Below are 23071 nucleotides of genomic sequence, written 5' to 3' on the forward strand. Positions count from 1 at the left end.
GGTGAAAAAACATGGCTTATATTCAATTTTTTGATACGACGCTTCGTGATGGGGAACAAACGCCTGGCGTCAACTTTAACCAGCAAGAAAAAATTCAAATTGCCAAACAGTTGGAAACGTACGGTATCGATGTTATCGAAGCAGGATTCCCGATTGCATCTGATGGTGACTTCCATTCTGTAAAAGAAATTGCTAGTGTGATTAAAAATGCAACGGTTTGTGGTTTAGCACGCTCGGTGGAACGCGATATTGATCGTGCCTATGAAGCGCTTCGTGACGCAGCAAACGCTCAAGTTCATGTTTTTCTTGCTACTAGTGATGTACATATGAAACATAAGTTAAAAATGAGCCGAGCCGAAGTTTTGCAGTCGATTAGCCATCATGTGGCCCACGCGCGTAAGCTTTTCCCAATCGTGCAGTTCTCACCCGAAGATGCGACGCGTACGGATCCTGCGTTCTTGGTACAAGCTGTGCAGGCTGCGATTGATGCTGGTGCAACGGTGATTAATATTCCAGATACGGTTGGTTTTACGAACCCGACGGAGTTTGGTGCGCTTTTCCGCTACTTGCGTGAAAATATTCCGCGTTTTGATGAAGTCATTTTTTCGACGCATTGTCACGATGATCTCGGTATGTCGGTTGCCAATGCGCTTTCGGCGATTGAAAACGGGGCACGACGTGTTGAAGGAACGATTAACGGGATTGGCGAACGTGCTGGGAATACAGCGCTTGAAGAAGTTGCGGTTGCCTTGCATATTCGCAATGATTACTATAAATCGGAATCAGGCATTATTTTGAATCAGACGAAGAAAACGAGTGACTTGATTAGTCGCCTTTCTGGGATGCCTGTTCCGCGTAACAAAGCGATTATCGGTGGCAATGCCTACGCGCATGAATCTGGTATTCACCAAGACGGTGTGCTAAAAGAGCCTACGACTTACGAAATTATTACGCCTGCCCTTGTCGGTGTCGAGAAAAACTCCTTGCCACTCGGTAAACTTTCTGGACGTCATGCTTTTGTGACTCGCATGGAAGAGCTCGGTTATACACTGACCGACGAAGAGAAAAATGATGCTTTCAAACGCTTCAAACATTTGGCCGATGTGAAAAAAGACGTGACGGAAGACGATTTGCACGCGTTGATTCTTGGTCAAAGTTCCGAACAAGAGGTCGAGTTGAATCATCTACAAGTACAATATGTGACTGGTGGTGTGCAAGGCGCAATTATCCGCATTCATACCGAAGATGGTACGGTATTAGAAGATGCGGCGACTGGTGCTGGTAGTATTGAAGCGATTTACAATACGATTAACCGCCTCCTAGAACAAGATGTGACATTAACAGATTACCGCATTCAAGCCATTACAGCTGGACACGACGCCCAAGCTGAAGTACATGTTGTCGTTCAAGATAACCAAGGCGAAACCTACCACGGAATTGGTATTGATAACGATGTTTTAACTGCATCCGCCAAGTCTTATCTACACGCAAGCGCCAAAGCCTCGGCTACAAAACAACAATCCACGAATGAGGAGGTACCAGTCAAGTGAGCTACTCCATAACAGCCTTCCTGGCGACGGGATTGGACCAGAAATCATGGCAAGCGGTTTAGAAATACTCGAAACCCTCGCCACAAAATTCCAGCTCGATTTCACAATCGAAATACATCCATTCGGCGGTGCCGGCATTGACGCACATTCCGACCCACTACCAGATACAACACTTGCCGCATGCCAAAATGCAGATGCCATTTTGCTTGGCGCGATTGGTGGGCCCAAATGGGATGACGCGCCAAAACGTCCAGAACAAGGACTGCTTGCTCTTCGCAAAGCGCTCGGTTTGTTTGCTAATATCCGTCCTATTCAAGTACCAGCGAGCATCACGCACCTTTCGCCTTTAAAACGGGAGATTGTTGAAGGAACTGATTTTATCGTCGTTCGCGAACTGACTGGCGGCATTTATTTCGGCGAACCAAAACATTGGGACGAAAACGGCGCGGTGGACACATTAACATATACAGCCGCCGAAATCGAACGCATTGCAGTCCAAGCATTTGAATTAGCGAAAACAAGACGCCATAAAGTTACGTCTGTCGACAAAGCCAATGTCCTTGCTTCTAGTAAGCTATGGCGCCAAGTCGTTGAACAAGTAGCAATGCGCTATCCAGAAGTGACCTTAGAACATCTCTACGTAGATGCTGCAGCGATGATTCTCATTCAGCGCCCTACCACATTTGACGTTATCGTGACAGAAAATATGTTTGGCGACATTTTAAGCGACGAGGCCTCTGTTCTTACCGGTTCGCTCGGCATGTTGCCTTCTGCTAGCCATCCAGAATCAGGACCTTCGCTATACGAACCAATTCACGGCTCAGCGCCAGACATCGCAGGCCAAGACATTGCGAACCCGATGTCCATGATTTCATCGATTTCGATGATGCTGCGGCAATCATTTCAACTTTTTGAAGCAGCAGATTATTTAGATCAAGCAGCCGCAGATACGATGGCAGCCGGTTTCCTGACGAAAGACCTCGGTGGCAATACATCGACTACTGATTTTACAAAAGAAGTTAAAAAACGAGTTAAAGGAGGAGAATAACAATGGCTAAAACAATGTTCGATAAATTGTGGGATCGTCACGTCATATTTGGAAAAGAAGGTGAACCGCAATTATTATACATCGACCTGCATTTGGTACATGAAGTTACCTCCCCTCAAGCATTTGAAGGATTGCGAATGGAAGGAAGAAAAGTCCGCCGCACAGATCGTACATTTGCAACAATGGATCATAACGTCCCAACCGAAGATATTTTCAACATTCACGACGTCGTTGCAAAAAAACAAATCGATGCCCTTCGCAAAAACTGTGAAGAGTTCGGCGTAACACTTGCTGATGTCGGCAGTGAACGCCAAGGTATCGTACACATGGTAGGACCTGAAACCGGGCTAACACAGCCGGGCAAAACAATTGTATGTGGTGACTCACATACAGCAACACATGGCGCTTTTGGGGCAATGGCTTTTGGTATTGGCTCCAGTGAAGTTGAACATGTCCTTGCTACGCAGTCCATCTGGCAACAAAAACCAAAATCAATGGGTGTCAAAATTAACGGTACCCTTCCAAAAGGTGTGTACGCCAAAGACATCATTCTCCACCTAATCGCAACATACGGCGTCTCATTTGGTAGCGGATATGCCGTCGAATACTACGGAGAAGCCGTTCGCAATATGACGATGGAAGAACGCATGACCATCTGTAACATGTCTATCGAAGGTGGCGCTAAAATGGGCATGATGGCTCCCGACGAAACAACATTCACCTACATCAAAGGTCGCGAATACGCACCAACCAATTGGGAAGAAGCTGTCGCCGATTGGAAAACACTACCAAGCGATGCAGACGCAACATATGATCGTGACATCGAAATCGATGTTTCTGAGCTAGCACCATATGTCACGTGGGGAACCAACCCTGGCATGGGCGTCCCAGTCACACAAGCCTTCCCTGCTATCGAAAATGGCAATGATAAGCGCGCGTATCAATACATGGGACTAGAACCTGGACAAACCGCATCGGACATCGATTTAGGCTACGTTTTCATTGGCTCTTGCACGAATTCACGTCTTTCCGATCTCGAAGAAGCCGCACAAATCGTCAAAGGCAAGCAAGTCGCCGATGGTATTCGTGCCATGGTTGTTCCTGGTTCCCGCCAAGTCCGGCTTGCCGCTGAACGTATCGGGTTGGACCAAATTTTCATCGACGCAGGTTTTGAATGGCGTGAGCCTGGTTGTTCGATGTGTCTAGGCATGAACCCCGACCAAGTACCAGAAGGCGTGCACTGTGCCTCCACGTCCAATCGTAATTTTGAAGGACGACAAGGAAAAGGCGCACGAACTCACTTAGTAAGCCCGGCAATGGCTGCAGCAGCAGCGATTCACGGTCGCTTTATCGATATTCGCAAAGGAGTGTGGCAAAATGGAAGCAATGGTGTTGCATAAAGGACGCACAGTCGCCCTAATGAATGACAATATAGATACCGATCAAATTATCCCAAAACAATTTCTAAAACGCATCGAACGAACAGGATTTGGCGAATTTCTCTTTGACGAATGGCGCTACCTTCCTGATCGTTCCTTAAATCCTGATTTCCCACTCAATGCACCCGACCGTCAAGAAGCAACCATCCTGATTACAGGCGAGAACTTCGGTTGTGGCTCTAGCCGTGAACACGCACCATGGGCCCTGCTTGACTACCGTTTCCGCATTATTATTGCCGGTGGGTACAGCGATATTTTTTACATGAACTGCACGAAAAATGGTATTTTGCCAATCAGTTTGCCAAAAGAAGCGCGTGAGAAGTTGGCGGGAATTCCAGCTTCTGAAGAAATCGCCGTTGATTTGCCGAAACAGCAAGTTATTAGCTCTGTTGGCACTTATGATTTTGAGATTGATGCAACGTGGAAAGAAAAATTCATGAAAGGGCTTGACGATATCGCCCAAACTATGGAACATGAAGCAATGATTACCGCATATGAAAACCAAGCGCGCGCTTATTAAACAAAGGATGTGAGGAAATTATGGAAATGGTTGATGTCGATGCTTTAGTCAGTAAACAAGACGTGCTTGACGCTCATGATACGCTAAAATCAATCGTCAAACACACACCTCTTGAAAAAGACTATTATTTATCGCAAAAATATGACTGCAATGTCTACTTAAAACGGGAAGATTTGCAATGGGTTCGTTCGTTCAAATTACGCGGTGCCTACTATGCCATCGCTCAATTAACCCACGACCAATTAAAAAATGGTGTTACATGTGCCAGCGCAGGAAACCATGCACAAGGAGTCGCCTTTACATGTCAAAAGCTTGGCGTGCCTGCAACGATTTTCATGCCCACTACAACGCCCCAACAAAAAGTGTCGCAAGTGAAATTTTTCGGTGGTGAATTTGTGGAAGTTCGTCTGACTGGTGATACATTTGATGCTTCGGCGTACTCTGCGAAGAAATTCAGCGCGGAGCATAACAAAACGTTTATTGCCCCGTTTGATGATGCGAATATCATTGCTGGACAAGGCACGGTTGCCGTGGAAATGCTCGATGATTTAGATGCAGATTCCTGCGATTTCGTTTTTGCAGCCATTGGCGGTGGTGGTTTGGTTTCTGGCGTGGCATCGTACGTTAAAGCTGTGAGCCCCGAGACGACGATTATTGGTGTAGAACCCGCTGGTGCGCCTTCGATGGCTAAATCATTACTTGCTGGCAAGGTCGTCAATCTTCCGAAAATCGATAAGTTCGTAGACGGCGCTGCGGTAAAACAAGTCGGCCAACTAACCTACCAACACTGCGCGAAGCTCGTTGATGAAGTAACCGAAGTCGATGAAGGCGAAGTATGCTCCACTATCTTAGACATGTACACAAAACAAGCCATTGTCGCCGAGCCTGCAGGTGCTCTGTCAGTCGCAGCCCTCAACCATTTCCGCCAACAGATCAAAGGTAAAAACGTTATTTGCATTGTCAGCGGCGGTAACAATGACATCAACCGTATGCAAGAGATTGAAGAGCGTTCTCTCGTATTTGAAGGCTTAAAACATTACTTTATCGTGAACTTCCCACAACGCCCGGGGCGCTTTGCGCGAATTCGTAAACGATGTCCTTGGTCCCTACGATGATATTACAAAATTCGAATACACAAAAAAAGTAAATCGGAATCAAGGTCCCGTTATCATCGGCGTCCTGCTTCAAAATCCAAATGATTATGAGAAATTATTAGAGCGAATTGCCGTTTTTGATCCAAGCTTCATGCCCATTAACGACAATCAAATGCTCTATACGCTTCTTGTATAATGACTTAAAAAGATGCTGTCCACGTGGCAGGTCTTTTTTTGTGTAATATATTACTTTATTTCATTACTCCAAACGTGTATACTGTTACAAACAGAATAGGTAGATGCTCGTGCTTCACAAAAAAACTGGTGAAAGAAGTGATTTCAAATGACCGATTCAAGTAAAAACAGACTTTTTCAGCATGCTACATTAGCGGCATTGCTTGGTGGGCTTTATGGTGGCTCTACAACATTTAAAGAATTGTTAACGCATGGAGATTTAGGGATTGGGACACTTGATTCTCTTGATGGCGAACTGGTGATTTTAGATGGGGTTGCCTATCAAATACGGGCAGATGGGGAAGCGTATCGCATGGAAGAGAGCGATACGACGCCTTACGCGATGGTCACATTTTTTGAAGCGGATTTTAAATTTGATGTAAATCAATTGATGACAAAAGAAGCGTTAGAAACACGTATCGCATCCTTAACGCAAGGACCTAATCTTTTTTATTCGGTTAAAATGACGGGAAATTTCCGTATCGTCCATACTCGAACTGTGCAGAAGCAGTCGCGCCCTTTTCTTCCACTCATGGAAATTTCGAATGATCAGTGTACCTATGAGCTGGAATACATCACAGGAACCATTGTTGGTTTTTGGTCTCCTACGTATCTTCAAGGTGTATACGTGCCTGGGTACCATCTGCATTTCATTGATGATTTACGGAAAGTTGGCGGACACGTTTTTGATTATGAAATCCTGGAAGGCCGTATTGAAATCTCGCGACAAACTGGAATTGAAATTGAATTACCTCAAAATACTGATTATTTAAAGAGCAATTTAGAAAATCCAGAAATAGACACCCAAATTGAATCGATTGAAAAAGATGATTAAAAAAAGATTGAGTAACCGCCAAAAATGACAGTCACTCAATCTTTATTCGCGTACTCTTGCTACCAAATTAAAGCTTAGTTACGTTATCAGCTTGAGGTCCGCGTTGTCCTTCAACGATTTCAAACTCAACTTTTTGACCTTCGTCAAGTGTTTTGAAACCTTCTCCTTGAATTGCGCTGAAGTGTACGAATACATCGTCGCCGCCTTCAACTTCAATAAATCCAAAACCTTTTTCGCCATTGAACCATTTTACTGTACCTTCTTGCATGTGTCAAAAACCTCCAAAAATTTTTTTCTTAATATGTTCCTTTTACAAATACAAAACTTACTGGGAAACTGCTAAACAACAAGCTTACCTTTGTTTTCATATAAAAATTCACATATTATAAAAGATACTCATCATACAAAGAACCAATATCCTTTATAACATGTGAATAAACTCTTGCCAAACCCACAGCATCCCAACAATGCACAAAAAGGGCAATATTAATTTTTATTGATACACCTATTTTAACGCTTTCATTCTAAAAATGCAAGTAATATTTACCTATGTTAAAGAATATTTTCAGGACATAAGAAGTGCCTTATTTCACAATATTTCACTACGAAAAAACCGCGGTTGGCATATTAGCCTATCGCGGTTTTGTTAACTATTTTATGACACTACGATCTCTAATACGCCATTTCACTAATAAGTTATGCAGTGGTTCGCGTACTAGGAAATATACACCTAATGAGATGAAGATGGAAGCAATTCCGAAAAGGAAGCCACCAAATACATCTGTGGGGTAATGCACGCCTAAATAAACGCGGGAATACATGATGAAGAAAATCCAGCCTAAGCCAACAACGCCAATCACAATTTTCGCCCACATTTGTCTTACTGTAAAAATTAAGAACATCGCTGCTAAGCCGTAAAAAACAGTGCTCCCTGTTGCATGGCCACTCGGAAAGCTAAAACCAGTCTCAGCAATCAATCGATCAAAGTTAGGGCGTGGTCTTTGAAAAATATCTTTTAAGATTGTGTTCAGTAAAACCGCACATACAAGTACAGTCCCGCCAAACCATAAGCCTACAACAAACTTACGCATAAAGAATAAAATAACGACAACGATAACAGTTAAAATAATAGCGGTTTCCGCGCTTCCGATAGTTGTCAAAGTCTCAATCAAGCTTGTTTTGGAAGCGGAAATATTTGTTTGAATCCGGCTAATCCAATTTAAGTCAAATTTGGCAACCCAGCGCGGCTCTGAATTAACAGCCAGTGCCACGATGATAAAAATTAGTAGGGCAAAACCACCGATTACGAATAGCGGAATTGCTTTCTTTTTGTTTGTGTTCATACATGTGCTCCTCACATCACTTATTTTTTTTGTAAAAATGCTTGTACTTCTTCTACCATTGCTTGATATTTGGCTTGTTCTCCTGTTTCACTTTTCTCAAGAAGGTTCATTGTTGTTGCTGTGATAGCAAGTTTTCCATGATAAACAAAGGTGGCATTGCCGATAAGTTGCAAATGTATCGCATCTTCACTATCTTTAGTAGCTGTCACTTGCACGCGACCACCATTGTTATAAACGTTCACAGGCGTTTCCAGTGTATCATTATGAAGCAGCTTTTTCATCAGACTTGAGGCCGACATCGCCGTTCCACACGCGTTCGTGAAACCAACACCACGCTCGAACGTTCGCACATAAATCGTGTCTTCTGTAATATTTTTCACAAAACTCACATTCACACCATCTGTAAAATAAGGATTTTCTCCATTTAAATAAGTAGAAAGTGTTTCTTGTTTGTCCGAATCCAGCACGTCCTGATCTACAAATGTAATCAAGTGCGGGTTGGGTACTGCTACCGCTGAAAAATGGAGCGTATCATCCAATGCAGGAATTACCTCATCATAAAGCCTAGATTCAGGCCAGTTTAACGGCAAGGCTTCTGGTTCAAACAAAACAGGCGAAATTTCCACTTGATATGTCGGAATATCATTGCCAATTTCAGCAGCTTTCGATACGTGCAATGTTGCTTTCATCGTTTCTACAGTTGCTTCTGACACATCCTCTTTTTCTAATAAGTAACGAGCCACTGTGCGTAGCCCATTCCCGCACATTGATGCTTCAGACCCATCTGCATTAAAAACTCGCATACGACCGATTGAGGTGCCGTCTGAGGCTTCTGAGACGAATAAAATCCCATCCGCACCACCAAGCTTCTCATCACGATTACAAATACGTTCAGCAAGCGCCGCCCGATCCGTATCTTTCCAAGTCGAAATACCATTGGTCACTTCATCAATCAGAAAAAAATCATTTTGCGAACCATGGACTTTTATAAAATCGATATGTGCCATACAAGGTCCCTCCAATTCTAAAAAACATCATGAGCACGAAGGAGTTAATCCTATCATGCTCACGCGTTTCAACTATTAATAATTTTCCGTTACAATTTCCGCACAACGTTTACACAAGGTTGGATGTTTAGCATCTGTGCCAACATCTTTCTTCACAACACGACAACGTTCGCACGTTTCACCTTCTGCAACCGTCACGGCAACTGCTACATGCTGCTCTTTCACGGCACTCTCGGGCGCCGCATCAAGACCTGCAACTAATTCAAAGTCTGATACGATCAATAATTGCGCAAAGTCACCTTCTAGTGAGTCAAACAATTGCTTCGCCTCATCATCTGCGAATAATGTCACTTTTGCAAGCATCGATTTACCAATTATTTTCTCATTACGCGCCTCTTCCAATGCTTTTTGGACAACATCACGAATTTGCATGAACTGATCCCATTTCCCCGTAATCACTTCTGTGCCTTGATAATGCTTCACTTCTGGCATTTCTGACAAATGCACACTCGCTTCTGCTTGATTTCCAAGATGCGACCAAACTTCGTCCGCAGTATGTGGCAAAATTGGCGCTAATAACTTCGTAAGCGTCACAACAGCTTCATAGAACACTGTTTGCATCGCACGACGATCTTTGCTATCCGCTGCTTCAATATACACAACATCTTTCGCAAAGTCCATGTAAAACTGGCTAAGTTCTACCGTACAGAAGTTATTGATTTGGTGATATATCGCCGAAAACTCGTATTTATCATAGTTAGCACGAACATTTTTTACTAACTCATCTAATTTGATTAGTAAATATTGATCAACTTCACGTAAATCTTCGTAAGCCACTGCATTATCAGCTGGCGTGAAATCTGCCAAGTTTCCTAGTAAGAAACGCATCGTATTACGGATTTTACGGTAAACTTCCGATACTTGTTTCAAGATATTATCACTGATACGAACGTCCGCTTGATAATCAACAGAAGCAACCCATAAACGCACGATATCCGCGCCAAGTTGGTTAATCACTTTACCCGGAAGCATTGTGTTTCCTAGTGATTTACTCATTTTACGACCATCACCATCTAATGCAAAACCATGACTCAACACATTACGATAGGGAGATTCGCCAGTAATTGCAACGCTTGTCGTTAAGGAAGAGTTAAACCAACCACGGTATTGGTCAGATCCTTCCATGTAAAGATCTGCTGGACGATTCAAGTAAGGACGCGCCTCTAACACCGCTTGATGACTCGTTCCTGAATCAAACCAAACATCCATAATATCATTTTCTTTTGTAAATTCACCATTTGGACTACCTTCATGTGTAAATCCTTCTGGTAATAAATCTTTCGCTTCTCGTTCAAACCAGACGTCTGAACCATGTTCGCGGAACAATTCGGATACATGATGAATCGTTTCGTCTGTAATAATTGCTTCCCCGTTCTCTGCATAGAAAATCGGTAGCGGAACGCCCCATACACGTTGACGTGAGATAACCCAGTCGCCGCGATCACGAACCATGTTGAACAAACGTGTTTCGCCCCATGCAGGTGTCCAAGTTACTTTTTGTACAGCGTCTAGCAGTTCTTGACGGAATTTGTCAATAGAAGCAAACCATTGCGCTGTAGCACGGAAAATAACAGGTTTCTTCGTACGCCAATCATGTGGATACGAATGCGTAATGAATTCCATTTTTAGTAACGCGCCGACTTCTTCTAGTTTTTCCGTTACCATTTTGTTTGCTGTATCATAAAATACACCTTCAAATCCTGGTGCTTCTTCTGTGAAAACACCACGATCATCTAATGGAGCCAAAACTTCAAGACCATATTTTTGCCCAATAAGGAAATCGTCTTCTCCATGTCCTGGAGCTGTATGAACGGCACCTGTTCCAGCATCTGCTGTTGCATGCTCCCCGTTCATCACTAAAGAATCGCGGTCATAGAATGGGTGTTTCGTAACAACGCGATCAAGTTCAGAACCACGAACGGTTTTGATAACTTCTGCATCTTCCCAGCCTAATGTTTCGCGCAGACTGTTTAGTAAGCTTTCTGCTACGACATATTTCGAGCCATTCACATCAACAACTACGTATTCTAAATCTGGGTTCACCGTAATACCCATATTGGCAGGCATTGTCCATGGCGTTGTTGTCCAAATAACGATGTTTGTATCTGCATCTAATACGCCTTTACCATCGGTTACTTTAAAAGCGACAAAGATAGATGCGGATTTCTTATCTTGGTATTCGATTTCTGCTTCTGCTAGAGCAGACTCACTGGATGGTGACCAGTAGACAGGTTTTTTACCTTTATAAATGTAGCCTTTTTTCGCCATTTCACCAAAAACTTTGATTTGTTCTGCTTCGTATTCTGGTTGTAGCGTGATGTATGGATTCGCCCATTCACCAGTTACGCCTAGACGTTTGAAGCCTGCGCGTTGGATATCGACTTGTTTGTAAGCATACTCTGCACATAGTTTACGAAACTGGGCAACAGTCATTTCTTTACGTTTAACGCCTTTGTTCGCTAATGCTTGTTCGATTGGCAAGCCGTGTGTATCCCAGCCAGGTACGTAGGGAGAACGGAAACCGCTCATTGATTTTTGACGAACGATGATGTCTTTGATAACTTTGTTCATCGCGTGTCCCATGTGCAATTCACCATTTGCGTATGGCGGGCCATCATGTAAGATAAATGTTGGCTTGTCTGCGTTTTTTTGTTGAATTTCATCGTAAAGGTTCATTTCTTCCCATTTTGTTTGCCATTCTGGTTCTTTGTTTGGCAGGTTACCTCGCATTGGGAATTCTGTTTTTGGCATGAGTAGTGTGTCTTTGTATTCCATTGGTTTTTGTCTCCTTTTTATTTAAAGATTTTTGAAAAGTGTATTTTGTTGATTTGAATGAAATGAAACTGCCTTCCTTTTGAGGGCTTGTGATGAAAAATAATTTTTGTGCTTTTGTAGGTTGGCGTCATGTTCAGCGCCTCCGGATCCAGCTTCACACGCCAGCCCTTCGAAGCTTTCACAGCCTCCGCAAAAACCAAAAGAGGGTTTTTACTACGTCTGCTCCAAGCTCTGTCAGGGCTAAACGGGCGTGTTCAGCTTTTCGTGGGATCCAGCTTTGTTGTGGTTCTTGCGAAGCGTATTTTGCTGAGTTAGAACCTCAATATGCAGTTGAATGAAATGAAACTGCCTTCCTTTTAAAGGCTTTGTGCTGATAAACAATGTTTATGCTTTTGGAGGTTGGCGTCATGTTCAGCGACTTCGGATCCAGCTTCACACGCCAGCCCTTCGGAAACTTCACGCCCTCCGAAAAAGTCAAAAGAGGACTTTTCCTGCGACCGCTCCAGTTTCTGTCAGGGCTAAACGGGCGTGTTCAGCTTTTCGTGGGATCCAGCTTCACGGGCTAGCTCCTCGAAAACTTCACGCCCTCCAAAAAAGTCAAAAGAGGACTTTTTTTGCGGCCGCTCCAGTTTTTTTCGGAGCTGGACGAGCCCGTTCAGCTTTTCGTTTTCCAAAACAAAAAACCCATCCCCTAAAAAAGGGACGAGTTTATTTATCGCGGTACCACCCTTGTTGACATTGATTTTGTATCTTTGCCCACTTCGTTCCATCGTTAACGCCGACGTACGCTGTTTCTTAGTTAGCCATGTTCTGGCTGTTCGGAAAAAGAGCTTCAGAGTGATTTCTAATGTTCCATTCTATTGCTGTGCTTACACCGGCCACAACTCGCTTAAAAAATAGAATTTGGGTGGAACTTGTACTTGTCTCTATTATAGCTTCTCGATATTTAGTTCTTCTTCTACTTTCACTGGGTCAGCAGATTTTAATTCCGTCGCGTCAACTTCATATTCCATTAGCTGTTGCCAATCATCACTCTTAATCAAATCCATTTGCGTCTCTACTAGCAGGCGTAAACGTTCTCTGAAAACTTTCGATTGACGTTTCAAATCTTCAATTTCAATCGCGATTTTACGTGCTTTCGATAAGGAATCGCTTAAAATACGGTCTGCATCTTTCTCTGCTTCGCGTACGATTAGCTTCGCTTCTTTGTCTGCATTATCAATCACCTGGTTTGCCGCTTCTTGCGCAACTATGAGCGATTTGTTCAGCGTCTCTTCAATGTTTGTGAAATGCCCTAGACGATCGTCTCTGGAAGATAGTGTCTCCTCTAAGCGTTTCTTCTCTTTAATGAGTTGTTCATAATCTTTAATAATCTGATCGAGGAATTCGTTCACCTCGTCCTCTTCATAACCTCTAAAACCACGGCTAAACTCTTTATTATGTATATCCAGCGGTGATAATGGCATGTTCAACACCTCCATATGGTCAAAGCCTAAGCAAATTCTAGGCTAGCCCTTCTATTATACCATAAATTTTGATATATACCTGTCTACTACTATAATAAAATTCCAGCTTTCTCGCAAGTATTTTCGTCTTAAAAGTATAAAAATTACTTTAGATGGCCGATTTCGATGCGAATCTTGTCTTTTTTTGTGTGTCCATTGATTTCACCAAGTTTCACACGGCCAAATCCACGAACGGAAATAATATCTTTTTCCTCACATTCAAAATCTGGATTTTCTACCGTTTTCCAGTTAACTTTCACTAACTTAGCTTGAACGAGTTGTTTTGCTTTTTGGCGAGAAATGTTATGCGCGGTTGCTACAACAAGGTCTAAACGCAAACTAGTAATCGTCGTGCTGGTGAACTCCCAGTCCAAATGAACAGGCAGAGAATCGATTAACGGTATTTCTTCCAACATGACATTCACTTTCCCTATTTTATCAAGTTGCAAACTAACATAGTCTTTCATTTCTGCCATTACAAAAAACTGCCATAATTCGGCTTGTGTCAAAATATCGCCAAAAATATCGCGCTTCATTCCTAGCGACATCATCGTGCCCAGAATTTTCTGGTGTGTTAGCGTCGTAAACTTCACCGGATAGCGAATATCGAATAGCGTAATATTAAAATCGGCATCCGTTGGCTCATAATAGTCAGGATAAATAAGCGCCCGTCTGCGTTCTGCATGGTTCACACCACCCCAGAATTTCACTTTTACATGCTCGTAACCACCAACAACCGTCTCCAAAATATAGCGTTGCCGCGGATCCATAAAGTCTGTTAAATGCGGCGTATACTGATCTTCGACTTGCACAATCCATTCCAAGGTAGCATCAATAAACGCATGTTCTTCTGCTCTAAAATGTTGATAAATTCCTTCCATAAGCCCTTACTCCCTTTAAGTTAACTAGTTCTTGCACTATTATAGCATGGCTTCCCAGCTTTTAATACCACTAAAAAATACCGAAGACAAATCTATCTGCCAAAACAGATAAGCTTCATTTCGGTATCCTTATTTACACAATAATCGGCAGTATATAATTATATACTAAGTACTGTAAACCAAACGTTGCCATTCGAATTGCAAAAAAGGCAATGATTGGCGATAAGTCAAGCACTCCACCAATCGGCGGAATAATTCTTCGGAACGGTGCTAAAACAGGCTCACAAATCTTGGACAAAAAGCGACCAAATGCTGTTTCATACGCGCCTGGAAACCATGACATCAAAATATAAACGAACAGTACATACGGGAAGTAATCTAATACGACGAAAACGTAATGTGCAATTTGATATGCTAAAATGTGTTACACCTCATTTACATAAAATCTTGTTCTTCCAACATTTCCGAAATCGCGCCATCCACTTCGACGTTCTCCGGTGTACAAAGGAAAATGTTATTACCAATGCGTTGGATATCTCCACCTAAAGCATACACTGTTCCACTTAAAAAGTCTACAATACGGATAGCCTGATCATGACTAATACGCTGTAAATTAACAACGACCGTCTTATACTCCTTCAAAAAGTCCGAAAGTTCTTGTGCTTCTGCGTAAACACGCGGTTCTACTAATACCATTTGACTTGAAAACTGCGCGCCATTCATACTTACAACTTTTTGCTCATCTACCGCATCATTTTGATTTGTAAAATAATTTTTAGTCGTTGTTTTTTTCATCTTTTTCTCAGCGGGGACTTCACGAATGTACTGCTGTTGTTGTTTTGGTTCAACAGGTTGTTGTGTTTCTTCGTAATATTCATCGCCTTCCTCGTCTAAGAAAAAATAAGATTTAAATTTATCTTTTAATCCCATCTGATTTACACCTCCACATTTAGTTTTCCTCTACTAAAGCTCTACCTACTCTGATAAATGTTGCGCCGTCTTCTACTGCAGTTTCGAAATCATTCGTCATTCCCATCGATAACTCGCGACACGGAACGTTTGTGATTCCAAGTTTCTCTATTTCTAGTTGCAATGCTTTCAATCCTTGAAAAACGTGATGCAAAGTCTGTTCATCATCGGTGTTTGGAGCCATCGTCATTAATCCAACAATTTCGACATGCTGGTAGTTTTGTGATTGGACAAAAGCCAGCGCTTCTTCTGCGCTAAAACCATGCTTTGTCTCTTCTTCTGAAATATTGACTTGTAAAAAACAAGCCACTTTTTCTGTTGCTCGCTTTTCAATCTCATCGGCTAGCGATTTGCGATCCAATGAGTGTAAAAAGCTTGTATGTGGAAGGATGGCTCGGACTTTTCGTGTTTGCAGCGAACCAATAAAATGCCAAACAATATCAGTCTTATCTGCCAATGCTGCCACTTTTTCAGTAAAAACATCGGCACGATTTTCACCAAAATGGCGAACGCCTAAATCATATAGCTTTTTCATTGCCGCCACATCGACCGTTTTAGTTACGGCAACAAGATGGACATCACTTCTTTCCCGTCCGCTTGCTTTTGCTGCTTTGGCAATCCTTGTTTCGATTTTTTGCAAATTGTCGTTATAGCTCATCTCATATCACCTAATTTTAAATAGTCTTTTTTAGTTGCGACGGTTGCGATTACGGATGAATGCTGGTACGTCAACATCTAAGTTCTGGCGTGGTTCTTCTACATGTTGCGGTTGGTTTGGTTGCTCATCTTGGGCTGGCGCTGCATCTTCTTTTACTGCGTAACCCGGACGATTCACTTGGATGGCTGGGTTAGGACGACTTTGCGGTTGCGCTTTTTGTTTCGCTTGAGCCGCTTCGTCAAAACCTGTTGCAATGACTGTCACAATTAGCTCATCTTGCAGTTCATCATTGATAACAGAACCGAAAATCATGTTTACATCTTCGTCTGACGCGGAAGACACGATTTCTGCTGCTTCTTGAACTTCATAGAGACTCAAATTAGAACCGCCAGTAATGTTCATCAAAACACCTTTCGCACCGTCAATCGATGTCTCTAGTAGTGGAGATGAAATCGCTTTTTTAGCTGCATCTGCGGCTCGATTTTCACCTGTTCCAATACCAATTCCCATCAAGGCAGAGCCTCTGTTCGTCATAATTGTTTTCACATCAGCGAAATCTAAGTTGATTAAACCAGGAACAGCAATTAAGTCAGATATACCCTGAACCCCTTGACGTAAAACATTATCGGCTTCACGGAAAGCTTCTAACATCGGCGTATTTTTATCTACGATTTGTAGTAAACGATCATTTGGAATCACGATTAATGTATCCACCGCTTCCTTCATTGCTTCCGTACCAATAGCGGCTTGTTTCGTACGTTTCGGTCCTTCAAAACCAAATGGCCGTGTAACAACACCTACTGTTAATGCGCCCATTTCTTTTGCAATCGTAGCAATCACTGGGGCAGCACCCGTGCCAGTTCCGCCACCCATACCAGCTGTAACGAATACCATATCGGCACCTTTTAACGCTTCTTCAATCATTTCGCGACTTTCCTCAGCAGCTTTTTTTCCAATTTCAGGAACAGCGCCAGCGCCTAATCCGCGTGTTAATTTCGTACCAATTTGTAAATGAACTTCGGCTTTGGATAGATTTAAAGCTTGTGCATCCGTATTGACTGCAATAAAATCAACACCTTGGACACCATGCTCAATCATTCGGTTAACAGCATTATTTCCGCCACCACCGACACCAATTACTTTAATCGTTGCTAAACTTTCTGCACTCGTGTCAAACTCTAACATATTTTTTGCCTCCTAATTTTACCTTAATTACCGAAAAACACTTGTTTCTAATCAAAAAACGCACCGAAGAAATTTTTTCATTTTTTGTGGTAACTTTTTCTTCTTCCGTTTTCTTAGGTTTTTGCTTTGGTTTCTGGTTGTAACTGTCTTCTGCAATCGGTTCTTCTGGAGCCGTGCCTAGGCTTCTGCCTTCTTTTTCGGCGGTTTGGTAGGCGTGTTTAATCAAGCCAACTGCCGTCGTAAAACTTGGTTCACGAACACCGATATAATCTGGAATTGCCAACCTTACATGGGCTTGAAAAACTTTGCCAGCAAGATCAATTGCACCTGGAATAGCCATGGAACCACCAGTTAACACATAGCCTCCTGGAAGGTGTGATTTACCAATACGATTCAATTCTTCTATCGTTAACATGAAGATTTCTTCCATGCGTGCCTCTACGATATCGGCAACTTCAAGTTGCGTGAAATGCTGTTGTTGGTCGCTGCCGATAACATCAATGCCAAATGCGACATCCGAAGAAGCATCGTCATAAAAAGCATAACCATGTTCTAATTTTACTTTTTCAGCAGTTGCTGTAGAGGTATTTAAACCAAGCGATAAATCTTTTGTGACATGATCACCACCGACTGGCAACACAGTCGTATACGTTAGCTTGCCTTGTTCAAAGACACTGATGGTTGTCGTTCCGGCGCCAATGTTAACGAGTGCTGTACCAAATTCTTTATCGTCTTCTGTCAGTGAAATAGAGCCCTCTGCAAGTGGTTGGAGTACGATATCGGTAATTTCTAAACCCGCACGTTCTACGCAACGAAGCGTATTATGTAAGATTGTTTTTGAACCGGTAATCAATGTTCCTTCCATTTCAAGGCGCACACCTCGCATGCCTCTTGGGTCTGTCACTCCCTCTAAACCATCCACAACGTATTGTTCTGGAATAATACTTATGATTTCTCGTTCTGGTGATAATGGCACAACTTGCGCCGCATCCATGACATTCCAGACATCTTCGTCAGTAATATCACGATTTTCGCTACTCACCGCAACAATCCCTTGGCAAGTTTCTAACTGCACTTGGCTGGAAACAATTCCTACAATAACTTGCGAAATATGTACTCCTACCATTCGTTCTGCTTGTTCGATTGCTTTCTTAATTGAATCCACTGTCTTATCAATGTCAATAATGACGCCACGTTTCACACCTTGTGACAGGACGTTTCCCACACCGATAATATTGAGTCTGTCGTTGGCCATCTCAGCAATAATTACTTTTACAGACGATGTTCCAATGTCTAAGCTTACAAAAATCTCGTTTTCTTCCACTTATCGGCACCTCCTTTATATTGTCTCACCTTTTATATAACTACTTGTAAAAATTTCAGTAGTAAGTTATCTATCAGTCATTTATGTTTTCAATTCATGGCGTTTGTCAATTAAGATTCCCCTTTAGACAAACAAGATAGCAATTATTAAAATTGCATAAAAATGTAAAGTTGTTATCACAATACCTAGTTACAGTCTACACCAAGAAACCTAGTAATAAAAGCACAAAGGATAAATTCCGGCAAATATTTTGATTTTTTTTAATTTCATTCGAAAAAGAGGAATATACGTTCTCGTTCTACAGTTTTATCGTTTAAATAGATGTTGTTTTTCCTACATATTCGCCTAGTTTTTCTTGCTGGCTGCTTTTTCTTCTTTATCTTTCAAATAGGTTCGGAAATAAGAGCCTATTTCTAAATCAATAATGCCTTTTTGGCCTGCTTGTAGTTGAGCCACGATGGATGGATAATGCGACATTTTTTCAGCGAAAGTATTAATTGTTGCGGATACTTCATTACCGTCATTCATGTATAACTTGATGTGTTCGTCATCGCTTTTGGTTGGTGCGAAATGAATCTCAGAAATAGAAAGCAATACACCTTCTGGTAAGCCCATAAGTTGGTTAACCATGTCTTTTAGGACGGTTCCATTTTTAAAATTGCTAAAAATAGGGTTGTTACCGATTGGGAATTCTTTTGGTTGTGTTTTTAAAAGTTTTCCTGTTTCTAGCACATCGTAATATTTACCGTCTTTTTCTTGGTAACCTATGGTTTTGTTTTCGGTGATATGGACGCGTAATGTGTTTAAACCTTTTAGCTCAACGGTGGCTTTTTTTATAAGCGGATTTTGTTCGAGTGCATCAGCGCTTTTGGCTTTGCTCAAACCGAATACGAACTCATCTAGGTTGAGATGTCCTTCTTTTAGCACAGTTTGCTCGTCTACTTGTTTGTTGCCGTCAACGTAAATGCGTTGTACTTTGCTCAGTGGTGATAGGAAGTACAGCGTAATTAAAATGAGAAGAACAAAGATGCTAATAATAATCGACATATGGCGAACAAGTTTCTTTTTGCGATATTTTTTTAGTTCTGGGATTCTGCTTTCGATGGACACTATTTTTTTATTCGCCATTTATTTGTCCTCCTCACTTTTGTATTATTTCGGAATGATGTCTAGGATAGCGTCTACTAGCTTATCTGCTGCATCTGGGACGCCGAGTTGTTTTGCTTCGTATTGCATTTTTGCGAGTTTTTCTGGATTGTCCATGATGCCATCGATAACATCTAGCAAAATATGTGGTGTGAGTGTTGCTTCGGAAATGATGACTGCTGCATCTTTTTTCGCTAGTGATTCGGCATTTTTTTCTTGGTGATTCGCCGTGACATAAGGGCTTGGAATTAAGATACTCGGGACGCCTAGTGCGGTAAATTCAGCGAGCGATGTTGCACCAGCTCGCGATACGACTAGTGTGCTGACATTAAGTACTTTTGGCATGTCATAGATGAAAGGCTGGACGCTAATATTAGCGTTTAAATCCATGTTTACTAGTTTATCTTGGATTTTGTTGTAGTGCACTTCGCCAGTCACATAAAGCAATTGATACGGTCGCTTACTGAACTTCATCAAATTCGACTCCACTGCTTCATTAATTCCACGAGCACCACGACTACCACCAAAAACAAGAACAGTCGGCTTGTCTGGTTCCAAACCAAATTCGGCTAAAACATCACCTGATTCAATATCAATTACTTCAGAAGCACGCGGATTTCCCGTGAAAACAATTTTCTCAGCGGCAAACGAATCACTCACTTCTTCAAAGCATATGGCCACACGATCCGCATAGCGGCTTAAAAATTTATTCGTTAAGCCAGCGACACTATTTTGTTCGTGGATAACAGTCGGAATGTTTAGCTTTGCTGCGGCGTAAACGACCGGGCCACAAACATAACCACCCGTACCGATAACTGCATCTGGTTTAAAGTTGCGAATTAGTTCCTTACTCCGAGTTACACCTTTGAAAAAGCGCGTAATTGTTTTGATGTTTTCCATCGATAACGAACGTTTAAAACCAGTTATTTCAATCGCTTCAAAGGGAATATTTTCGCGTCGGACAAGGTCGGACTCCAGCCCTTTTTCAGTACCAATATATAAAAATTCTGCATCTGGGTCTCTCTTTTGGATTGCTCGGATTAAGGCAAGGGCTGGATAAATATGTCCTCCTGTGCCACCTCCGCTTATGATAAATTTCATTTTTCCACCTCATCTGGTAGTTCATCGATGGCATCCATAAAGGCGCGACCGCGAACTTCGAACGTTCGATACTGATCCCAACTTGCACATGCTGGCGATAAGAGAATAATGTTGCCTGGTTCGGATAAATCGTATGCTAATGGGACCGCTGCTGTAACGTCATGGACTTTATGAACATCCACACCAGCTTCTTTTCCGACACGACCGACTTTATCTGCTGTTTCGCCAAAGACAATCAGTGTTTTGACGTTTTTGAAAAACGGTTTTAGTTCGTCGAATTCAATTCCACGATCCAAGCCGCCAGCAAGTAGTACGACTGGTTGATTAAAACCGCTAAGTGCACTTTGTGTCGCCAAAATGTTCGTTGCTTTCGAGTCATTGTAGAACTTGCGACCGTTTAGTTCTTTGACAAACTGTGTCCGATGCTCCACGCCTTTAAATGTTTCTAAGACGCGCATGATTTGTTCATTGGTCACTTCGCAAATTTTCGCAACGGCAATCGATGCCAAAATGTTTTCCAAGTTATGCTCACCAGGAAGTAAGATGTCTTCGCGTTTGCCGATAACTTCATCATAAAACATGATGTTGCCGTCTTTGACATAAGCACCTTCGCCTAATTTTTGTGTTGGTGAAAACGGGATGACTTTTGCTTTCGTGCGTTTTGTCATATTACGCAGTTCGTCTTGATCCCAATTGATAACGAGAAACTCATTTTTCGTTTGATTTTCTTGGATGCGCCATTTAGCTTTTACATAGTCTTCGCGCGTTTTATGGTAATCGATATGTGCTTCGTAAATGTTCGTGATGACCGAAATCTTTGGACAAAATGTACGAATTCCCATCAACTGGAAGGATGATAATTCCATAGCGATATATTGATCTGCAGTCGCCTTTTCGGCAACTTCTGAACCTGGGAAACCAATATTTCCAGCGAGCAATGCTTTGTTTGGTTTCATTTCATTTAACATATGGTGCACGATTGTTGTCGTTGTTGTTTTTCCATTTGTTCCCGTGATGCCGATGATTGGGGCGTCTGAGATTTGGTAGGCTAGCTCGACTTCTGTAATAATCGGAATGAGCAAGCCTTGCGCTTTTTTAATCATTGGATTGTCATACGGGATACCAGGATTTTTAACAACCAGTTCGAAGCCTTCGTCTAGTAATTCGACTGGATGCGAACCACAAATGACTTTAATGCCTTGTTCTAATAATCCTTGTGCTTCTGGATTCTCGCTGAATGGCTTTTGATCGTTGACAGTAACGAATGCACCAAGCTTATGTAGCAAAGATGCTGCACTCACGCCACTTCTTGCCAAGCCCAATACAAGTACTTTACGATGCTTATATTGCATAATGTTTTTCATTTTTACTCCCCCAGTTTTACAGTTCCCATTTTTTTAAAGAATAATTAGCAGTGCAAGAATCGAGCAAACAAGACCAGCACCCCAAAAAGTAAAGACGATTCGCCATTCTGACCACCCAATATCAACGTGTTCGAAATGGTGATGAATAGGACTCATCTTAAACAATCGCTTCCCATTTGTTATTTTGAAATAAAATACTTGGATAATCACCGAAGCTGTTTCGATAACGAAAACAAGACCGATAAGTAACAGCATCCATTCTTGATGTAGCATAATCGAAATCGCCGCAATGGCACCACCGAGTGCTAAAGAACCTGTATCCCCCATAAAAATTTTCGCAGGATTCTTGTTGAAAATAAGGAAACCTAACATCGCACCAACAATCGCCATACAGAACATCGCGACGACACCCTGGTCTTGATAATTCGCAATAATCGCAAGCGTTCCAAAAGCAATGACAGAAAGACCAGAAACTAATCCGTCTAACCCATCTGTTAAGTTCACCGCATTGGAGAAACCGACCATCCAGAAAATCACGAAGATCAGGAAGAACCAACCAAGATTAATTTCAATACCTGTGAACGGGATGTTAAGCGTCTCTGGATACTCGTTGAAATGATAAATAAGATAGAACAAGACCGAAATAACAACTTGTCCTAAAAATTTTTGTTTCGATGTTAAACCTAAGTTTTGTTTCTTAACGACTTTAATGTAGTCGTCTAAGAAACCAAGTGCACCGAATAAAACAAGCGGGATAAGGAGAAGCAATGCCTCACTACCAAACCAACCACCGATGGATACCATGATGATGAAGCTTAGAATCATCGCGATAAGAAAAACAAGTCCTCCCATCGTCGGCGTTCCTGATTTTTTTTGATGGCTTTGTGGGCCTTCTTCGCGGATGCTTTGGCCAAATTTCAATCGCTGTAAAAACGGGATAAATAATGGTACCCCGACTACAGTAATAATGAAGGCCATCGCAAATGTTGTAACTATCCAATATAATGACACGCTTTTTCGCTCCTATCTCTTT

At 42.1% G+C, this 23071-nt stretch carries 20 protein-coding genes and 2 pseudogenes; 6 read left to right on the plus strand and 16 right to left on the minus strand.

Annotated elements, in window-relative coordinates:
• The first annotated feature begins 11 nt into the window (after nucleotides 1-11).
• The 6 genes and pseudogenes from PRIP_RS09425 (at nucleotide 12) to budA (ending at nucleotide 6720) form a co-directional block, all read left to right on the plus strand.
• Complete coding sequence (locus PRIP_RS09425; protein WP_036100965.1) at nucleotides 12-1550, plus strand: 2-isopropylmalate synthase; 1539 nt, start codon at nucleotides 12-14, stop codon at nucleotides 1548-1550.
• Nucleotides 1528-2598 carry a 3-isopropylmalate dehydrogenase gene (leuB, locus tag PRIP_RS09430; RefSeq protein ID WP_036100966.1) on the plus strand — a complete coding sequence of 357 codons (1071 nt, stop codon included), beginning with the start codon at nucleotides 1528-1530 and terminating at the stop codon, nucleotides 2596-2598. Before PRIP_RS09425 ends, leuB begins: the two co-directional genes overlap by 23 nt.
• A 2-nt stretch (nucleotides 2599-2600) precedes the next feature.
• Nucleotides 2601-3998: a 3-isopropylmalate dehydratase large subunit gene (gene leuC / locus PRIP_RS09435; RefSeq protein ID WP_036100967.1), complete on the plus strand. Its 1398-nt coding sequence runs from the start codon at nucleotides 2601-2603 to the stop codon at nucleotides 3996-3998.
• On the plus strand, nucleotides 3976-4557 hold the full coding sequence (leuD, locus tag PRIP_RS09440; protein ID WP_036100968.1) for a 3-isopropylmalate dehydratase small subunit: 582 nt from the start codon (nucleotides 3976-3978) through the stop codon (nucleotides 4555-4557). The genes leuC and leuD overlap by 23 nt, the downstream gene beginning before the upstream one ends.
• Nucleotides 4558-4577: 20 nt before the next feature.
• Nucleotides 4578-5847 (plus strand): annotated as a pseudogene (gene ilvA / locus PRIP_RS09445) (threonine ammonia-lyase).
• Nucleotides 5848-5994: 147 nt separating this feature from the next.
• On the plus strand, nucleotides 5995-6720 hold the full coding sequence (budA, locus tag PRIP_RS09450) for an acetolactate decarboxylase (RefSeq protein WP_036100969.1): 726 nt from the start codon (nucleotides 5995-5997) through the stop codon (nucleotides 6718-6720).
• A 67-nt stretch (nucleotides 6721-6787) separates the two neighbouring features.
• Here budA and PRIP_RS09455 read toward each other — a convergent pair whose 3' ends face one another.
• From PRIP_RS09455 to mraY, 16 genes and pseudogenes are all read right to left on the minus strand, one after another.
• A complete protein-coding gene (locus PRIP_RS09455) occupies nucleotides 6788-6988 on the minus strand; it encodes a cold-shock protein (protein ID WP_036064277.1) in 201 nt (66 codons plus the stop codon).
• A 382-nt stretch (nucleotides 6989-7370) separates the two neighbouring features.
• On the minus strand, nucleotides 7371-8063 hold the full coding sequence (locus PRIP_RS09460) for a phosphatase PAP2 family protein (RefSeq protein WP_036100970.1): 693 nt from the start codon (nucleotides 8061-8063) through the stop codon (nucleotides 7371-7373).
• Between the two features lie 20 nt (nucleotides 8064-8083).
• Nucleotides 8084-9070, minus strand: coding sequence for a diaminopimelate epimerase (gene dapF, locus PRIP_RS09465; RefSeq protein WP_036100971.1), 987 nt, complete (start codon nucleotides 9068-9070; stop codon nucleotides 8084-8086).
• A gap of 75 nt (nucleotides 9071-9145) precedes the next feature.
• The gene (ileS, locus tag PRIP_RS09470; protein WP_036100972.1) at nucleotides 9146-11905 is read right to left on the minus strand and encodes an isoleucine--tRNA ligase; all 2760 of its coding nucleotides are present in this window, start codon (nucleotides 11903-11905) and stop codon (nucleotides 9146-9148) included.
• 518 nt (nucleotides 11906-12423) lie between these two features.
• Entirely contained in the window at nucleotides 12424-12675 is a 252-nt protein-coding gene (locus PRIP_RS17410) for a hypothetical protein (protein ID WP_036100973.1), read from the minus strand.
• 159 nt (nucleotides 12676-12834) lie between these two features.
• A complete protein-coding gene (locus PRIP_RS09480) occupies nucleotides 12835-13371 on the minus strand; it encodes a DivIVA domain-containing protein (protein WP_036085903.1) in 537 nt (178 codons plus the stop codon).
• Nucleotides 13372-13514: 143 nt separating this feature from the next.
• Entirely contained in the window at nucleotides 13515-14291 is a 777-nt protein-coding gene (locus PRIP_RS09485) for a YlmH family RNA-binding protein (protein WP_036100974.1), read from the minus strand.
• 133 nt (nucleotides 14292-14424) lie between these two features.
• On the minus strand, nucleotides 14425-14712 hold the full coding sequence (locus PRIP_RS09490) for a YggT family protein (RefSeq protein ID WP_052008846.1): 288 nt from the start codon (nucleotides 14710-14712) through the stop codon (nucleotides 14425-14427).
• 14 nt (nucleotides 14713-14726) lie between these two features.
• Complete coding sequence (locus PRIP_RS09495) at nucleotides 14727-15221, minus strand: cell division protein SepF (protein ID WP_036100976.1); 495 nt, start codon at nucleotides 15219-15221, stop codon at nucleotides 14727-14729.
• Between the two features lie 19 nt (nucleotides 15222-15240).
• Nucleotides 15241-15918, minus strand: coding sequence for a YggS family pyridoxal phosphate-dependent enzyme (locus PRIP_RS09500; RefSeq protein WP_036100977.1), 678 nt, complete (start codon nucleotides 15916-15918; stop codon nucleotides 15241-15243).
• A 30-nt stretch (nucleotides 15919-15948) separates the two neighbouring features.
• Complete coding sequence (gene ftsZ, locus PRIP_RS09505; protein WP_036100978.1) at nucleotides 15949-17103, minus strand: cell division protein FtsZ; 1155 nt, start codon at nucleotides 17101-17103, stop codon at nucleotides 15949-15951.
• 47 nt (nucleotides 17104-17150) lie between these two features.
• Nucleotides 17151-18427, minus strand: a pseudogene (gene ftsA / locus PRIP_RS09510) (cell division protein FtsA).
• Between the two features lie 345 nt (nucleotides 18428-18772).
• Nucleotides 18773-19555, minus strand: a complete 783-nt coding sequence (locus tag PRIP_RS09515) for a cell division protein FtsQ/DivIB (RefSeq protein WP_036100979.1) — start codon at nucleotides 19553-19555, stop codon at nucleotides 18773-18775.
• A 24-nt stretch (nucleotides 19556-19579) separates the two neighbouring features.
• Nucleotides 19580-20674, minus strand: coding sequence for an undecaprenyldiphospho-muramoylpentapeptide beta-N-acetylglucosaminyltransferase (gene murG, locus PRIP_RS09520; protein WP_036100980.1), 1095 nt, complete (start codon nucleotides 20672-20674; stop codon nucleotides 19580-19582).
• Nucleotides 20671-22038: a UDP-N-acetylmuramoyl-L-alanine--D-glutamate ligase gene (gene murD / locus PRIP_RS09525; protein ID WP_036100981.1), complete on the minus strand. Its 1368-nt coding sequence runs from the start codon at nucleotides 22036-22038 to the stop codon at nucleotides 20671-20673. The genes murG and murD overlap by 4 nt, the downstream gene beginning before the upstream one ends.
• Before the next feature lie 33 nt (nucleotides 22039-22071).
• The gene (gene mraY / locus PRIP_RS09530) at nucleotides 22072-23049 is read right to left on the minus strand and encodes a phospho-N-acetylmuramoyl-pentapeptide-transferase (protein ID WP_036100982.1); all 978 of its coding nucleotides are present in this window, start codon (nucleotides 23047-23049) and stop codon (nucleotides 22072-22074) included.
• Nucleotides 23050-23071: the final 22 nt, after the last annotated feature.

It is taken from the genome of Paenilisteria riparia FSL S10-1204 (genome assembly GCF_000525995.1).
GTDB classification, from domain to species: Bacteria; Bacillota; Bacilli; order Lactobacillales; family Listeriaceae; genus Listeria_A; species Listeria_A riparia.

Excerpts from the sequence above, each read along its gene's own strand:
- PRIP_RS09425 (WP_036100965.1), top strand. The coding sequence starts at position 12 with ATGGCTTATATTCAATTTTTTGATACGACGCTTCGTGATGGGGAACAA.
- leuB (WP_036100966.1), top strand. The coding sequence starts at position 1,528 with ATGAGGAGGTACCAGTCAAGTGAGCTACTCCATAACAGCCTTCCTGGC.
- leuC (WP_036100967.1), top strand. The coding sequence starts at position 2,601 with ATGGCTAAAACAATGTTCGATAAATTGTGGGATCGTCACGTCATATTT.
- leuD (WP_036100968.1), top strand. The coding sequence starts at position 3,976 with ATGGAAGCAATGGTGTTGCATAAAGGACGCACAGTCGCCCTAATGAAT.
- budA (WP_036100969.1), top strand. The coding sequence starts at position 5,995 with ATGACCGATTCAAGTAAAAACAGACTTTTTCAGCATGCTACATTAGCG.
- PRIP_RS09455 (WP_036064277.1), bottom strand. The coding sequence starts at position 6,988 with ATGCAAGAAGGTACAGTAAAATGGTTCAATGGCGAAAAAGGTTTTGGA.
- PRIP_RS09460 (WP_036100970.1), bottom strand. The coding sequence starts at position 8,063 with ATGAACACAAACAAAAAGAAAGCAATTCCGCTATTCGTAATCGGTGGT.
- dapF (WP_036100971.1), bottom strand. The coding sequence starts at position 9,070 with ATGGCACATATCGATTTTATAAAAGTCCATGGTTCGCAAAATGATTTT.
- ileS (WP_036100972.1), bottom strand. The coding sequence starts at position 11,905 with ATGGAATACAAAGACACACTACTCATGCCAAAAACAGAATTCCCAATG.
- PRIP_RS17410 (WP_036100973.1), bottom strand. The coding sequence starts at position 12,675 with ATGGAACGAAGTGGGCAAAGATACAAAATCAATGTCAACAAGGGTGGT.
- PRIP_RS09480 (WP_036085903.1), bottom strand. The coding sequence starts at position 13,371 with ATGCCATTATCACCGCTGGATATACATAATAAAGAGTTTAGCCGTGGT.
- PRIP_RS09485 (WP_036100974.1), bottom strand. The coding sequence starts at position 14,291 with ATGGAAGGAATTTATCAACATTTTAGAGCAGAAGAACATGCGTTTATT.
- PRIP_RS09495 (WP_036100976.1), bottom strand. The coding sequence starts at position 15,221 with ATGGGATTAAAAGATAAATTTAAATCTTATTTTTTCTTAGACGAGGAA.
- PRIP_RS09500 (WP_036100977.1), bottom strand. The coding sequence starts at position 15,918 with ATGAGCTATAACGACAATTTGCAAAAAATCGAAACAAGGATTGCCAAA.
- ftsZ (WP_036100978.1), bottom strand. The coding sequence starts at position 17,103 with ATGTTAGAGTTTGACACGAGTGCAGAAAGTTTAGCAACGATTAAAGTA.
- PRIP_RS09515 (WP_036100979.1), bottom strand. The coding sequence starts at position 19,555 with ATGGCGAATAAAAAAATAGTGTCCATCGAAAGCAGAATCCCAGAACTA.
- murG (WP_036100980.1), bottom strand. The coding sequence starts at position 20,674 with ATGAAATTTATCATAAGCGGAGGTGGCACAGGAGGACATATTTATCCA.
- murD (WP_036100981.1), bottom strand. The coding sequence starts at position 22,038 with ATGAAAAACATTATGCAATATAAGCATCGTAAAGTACTTGTATTGGGC.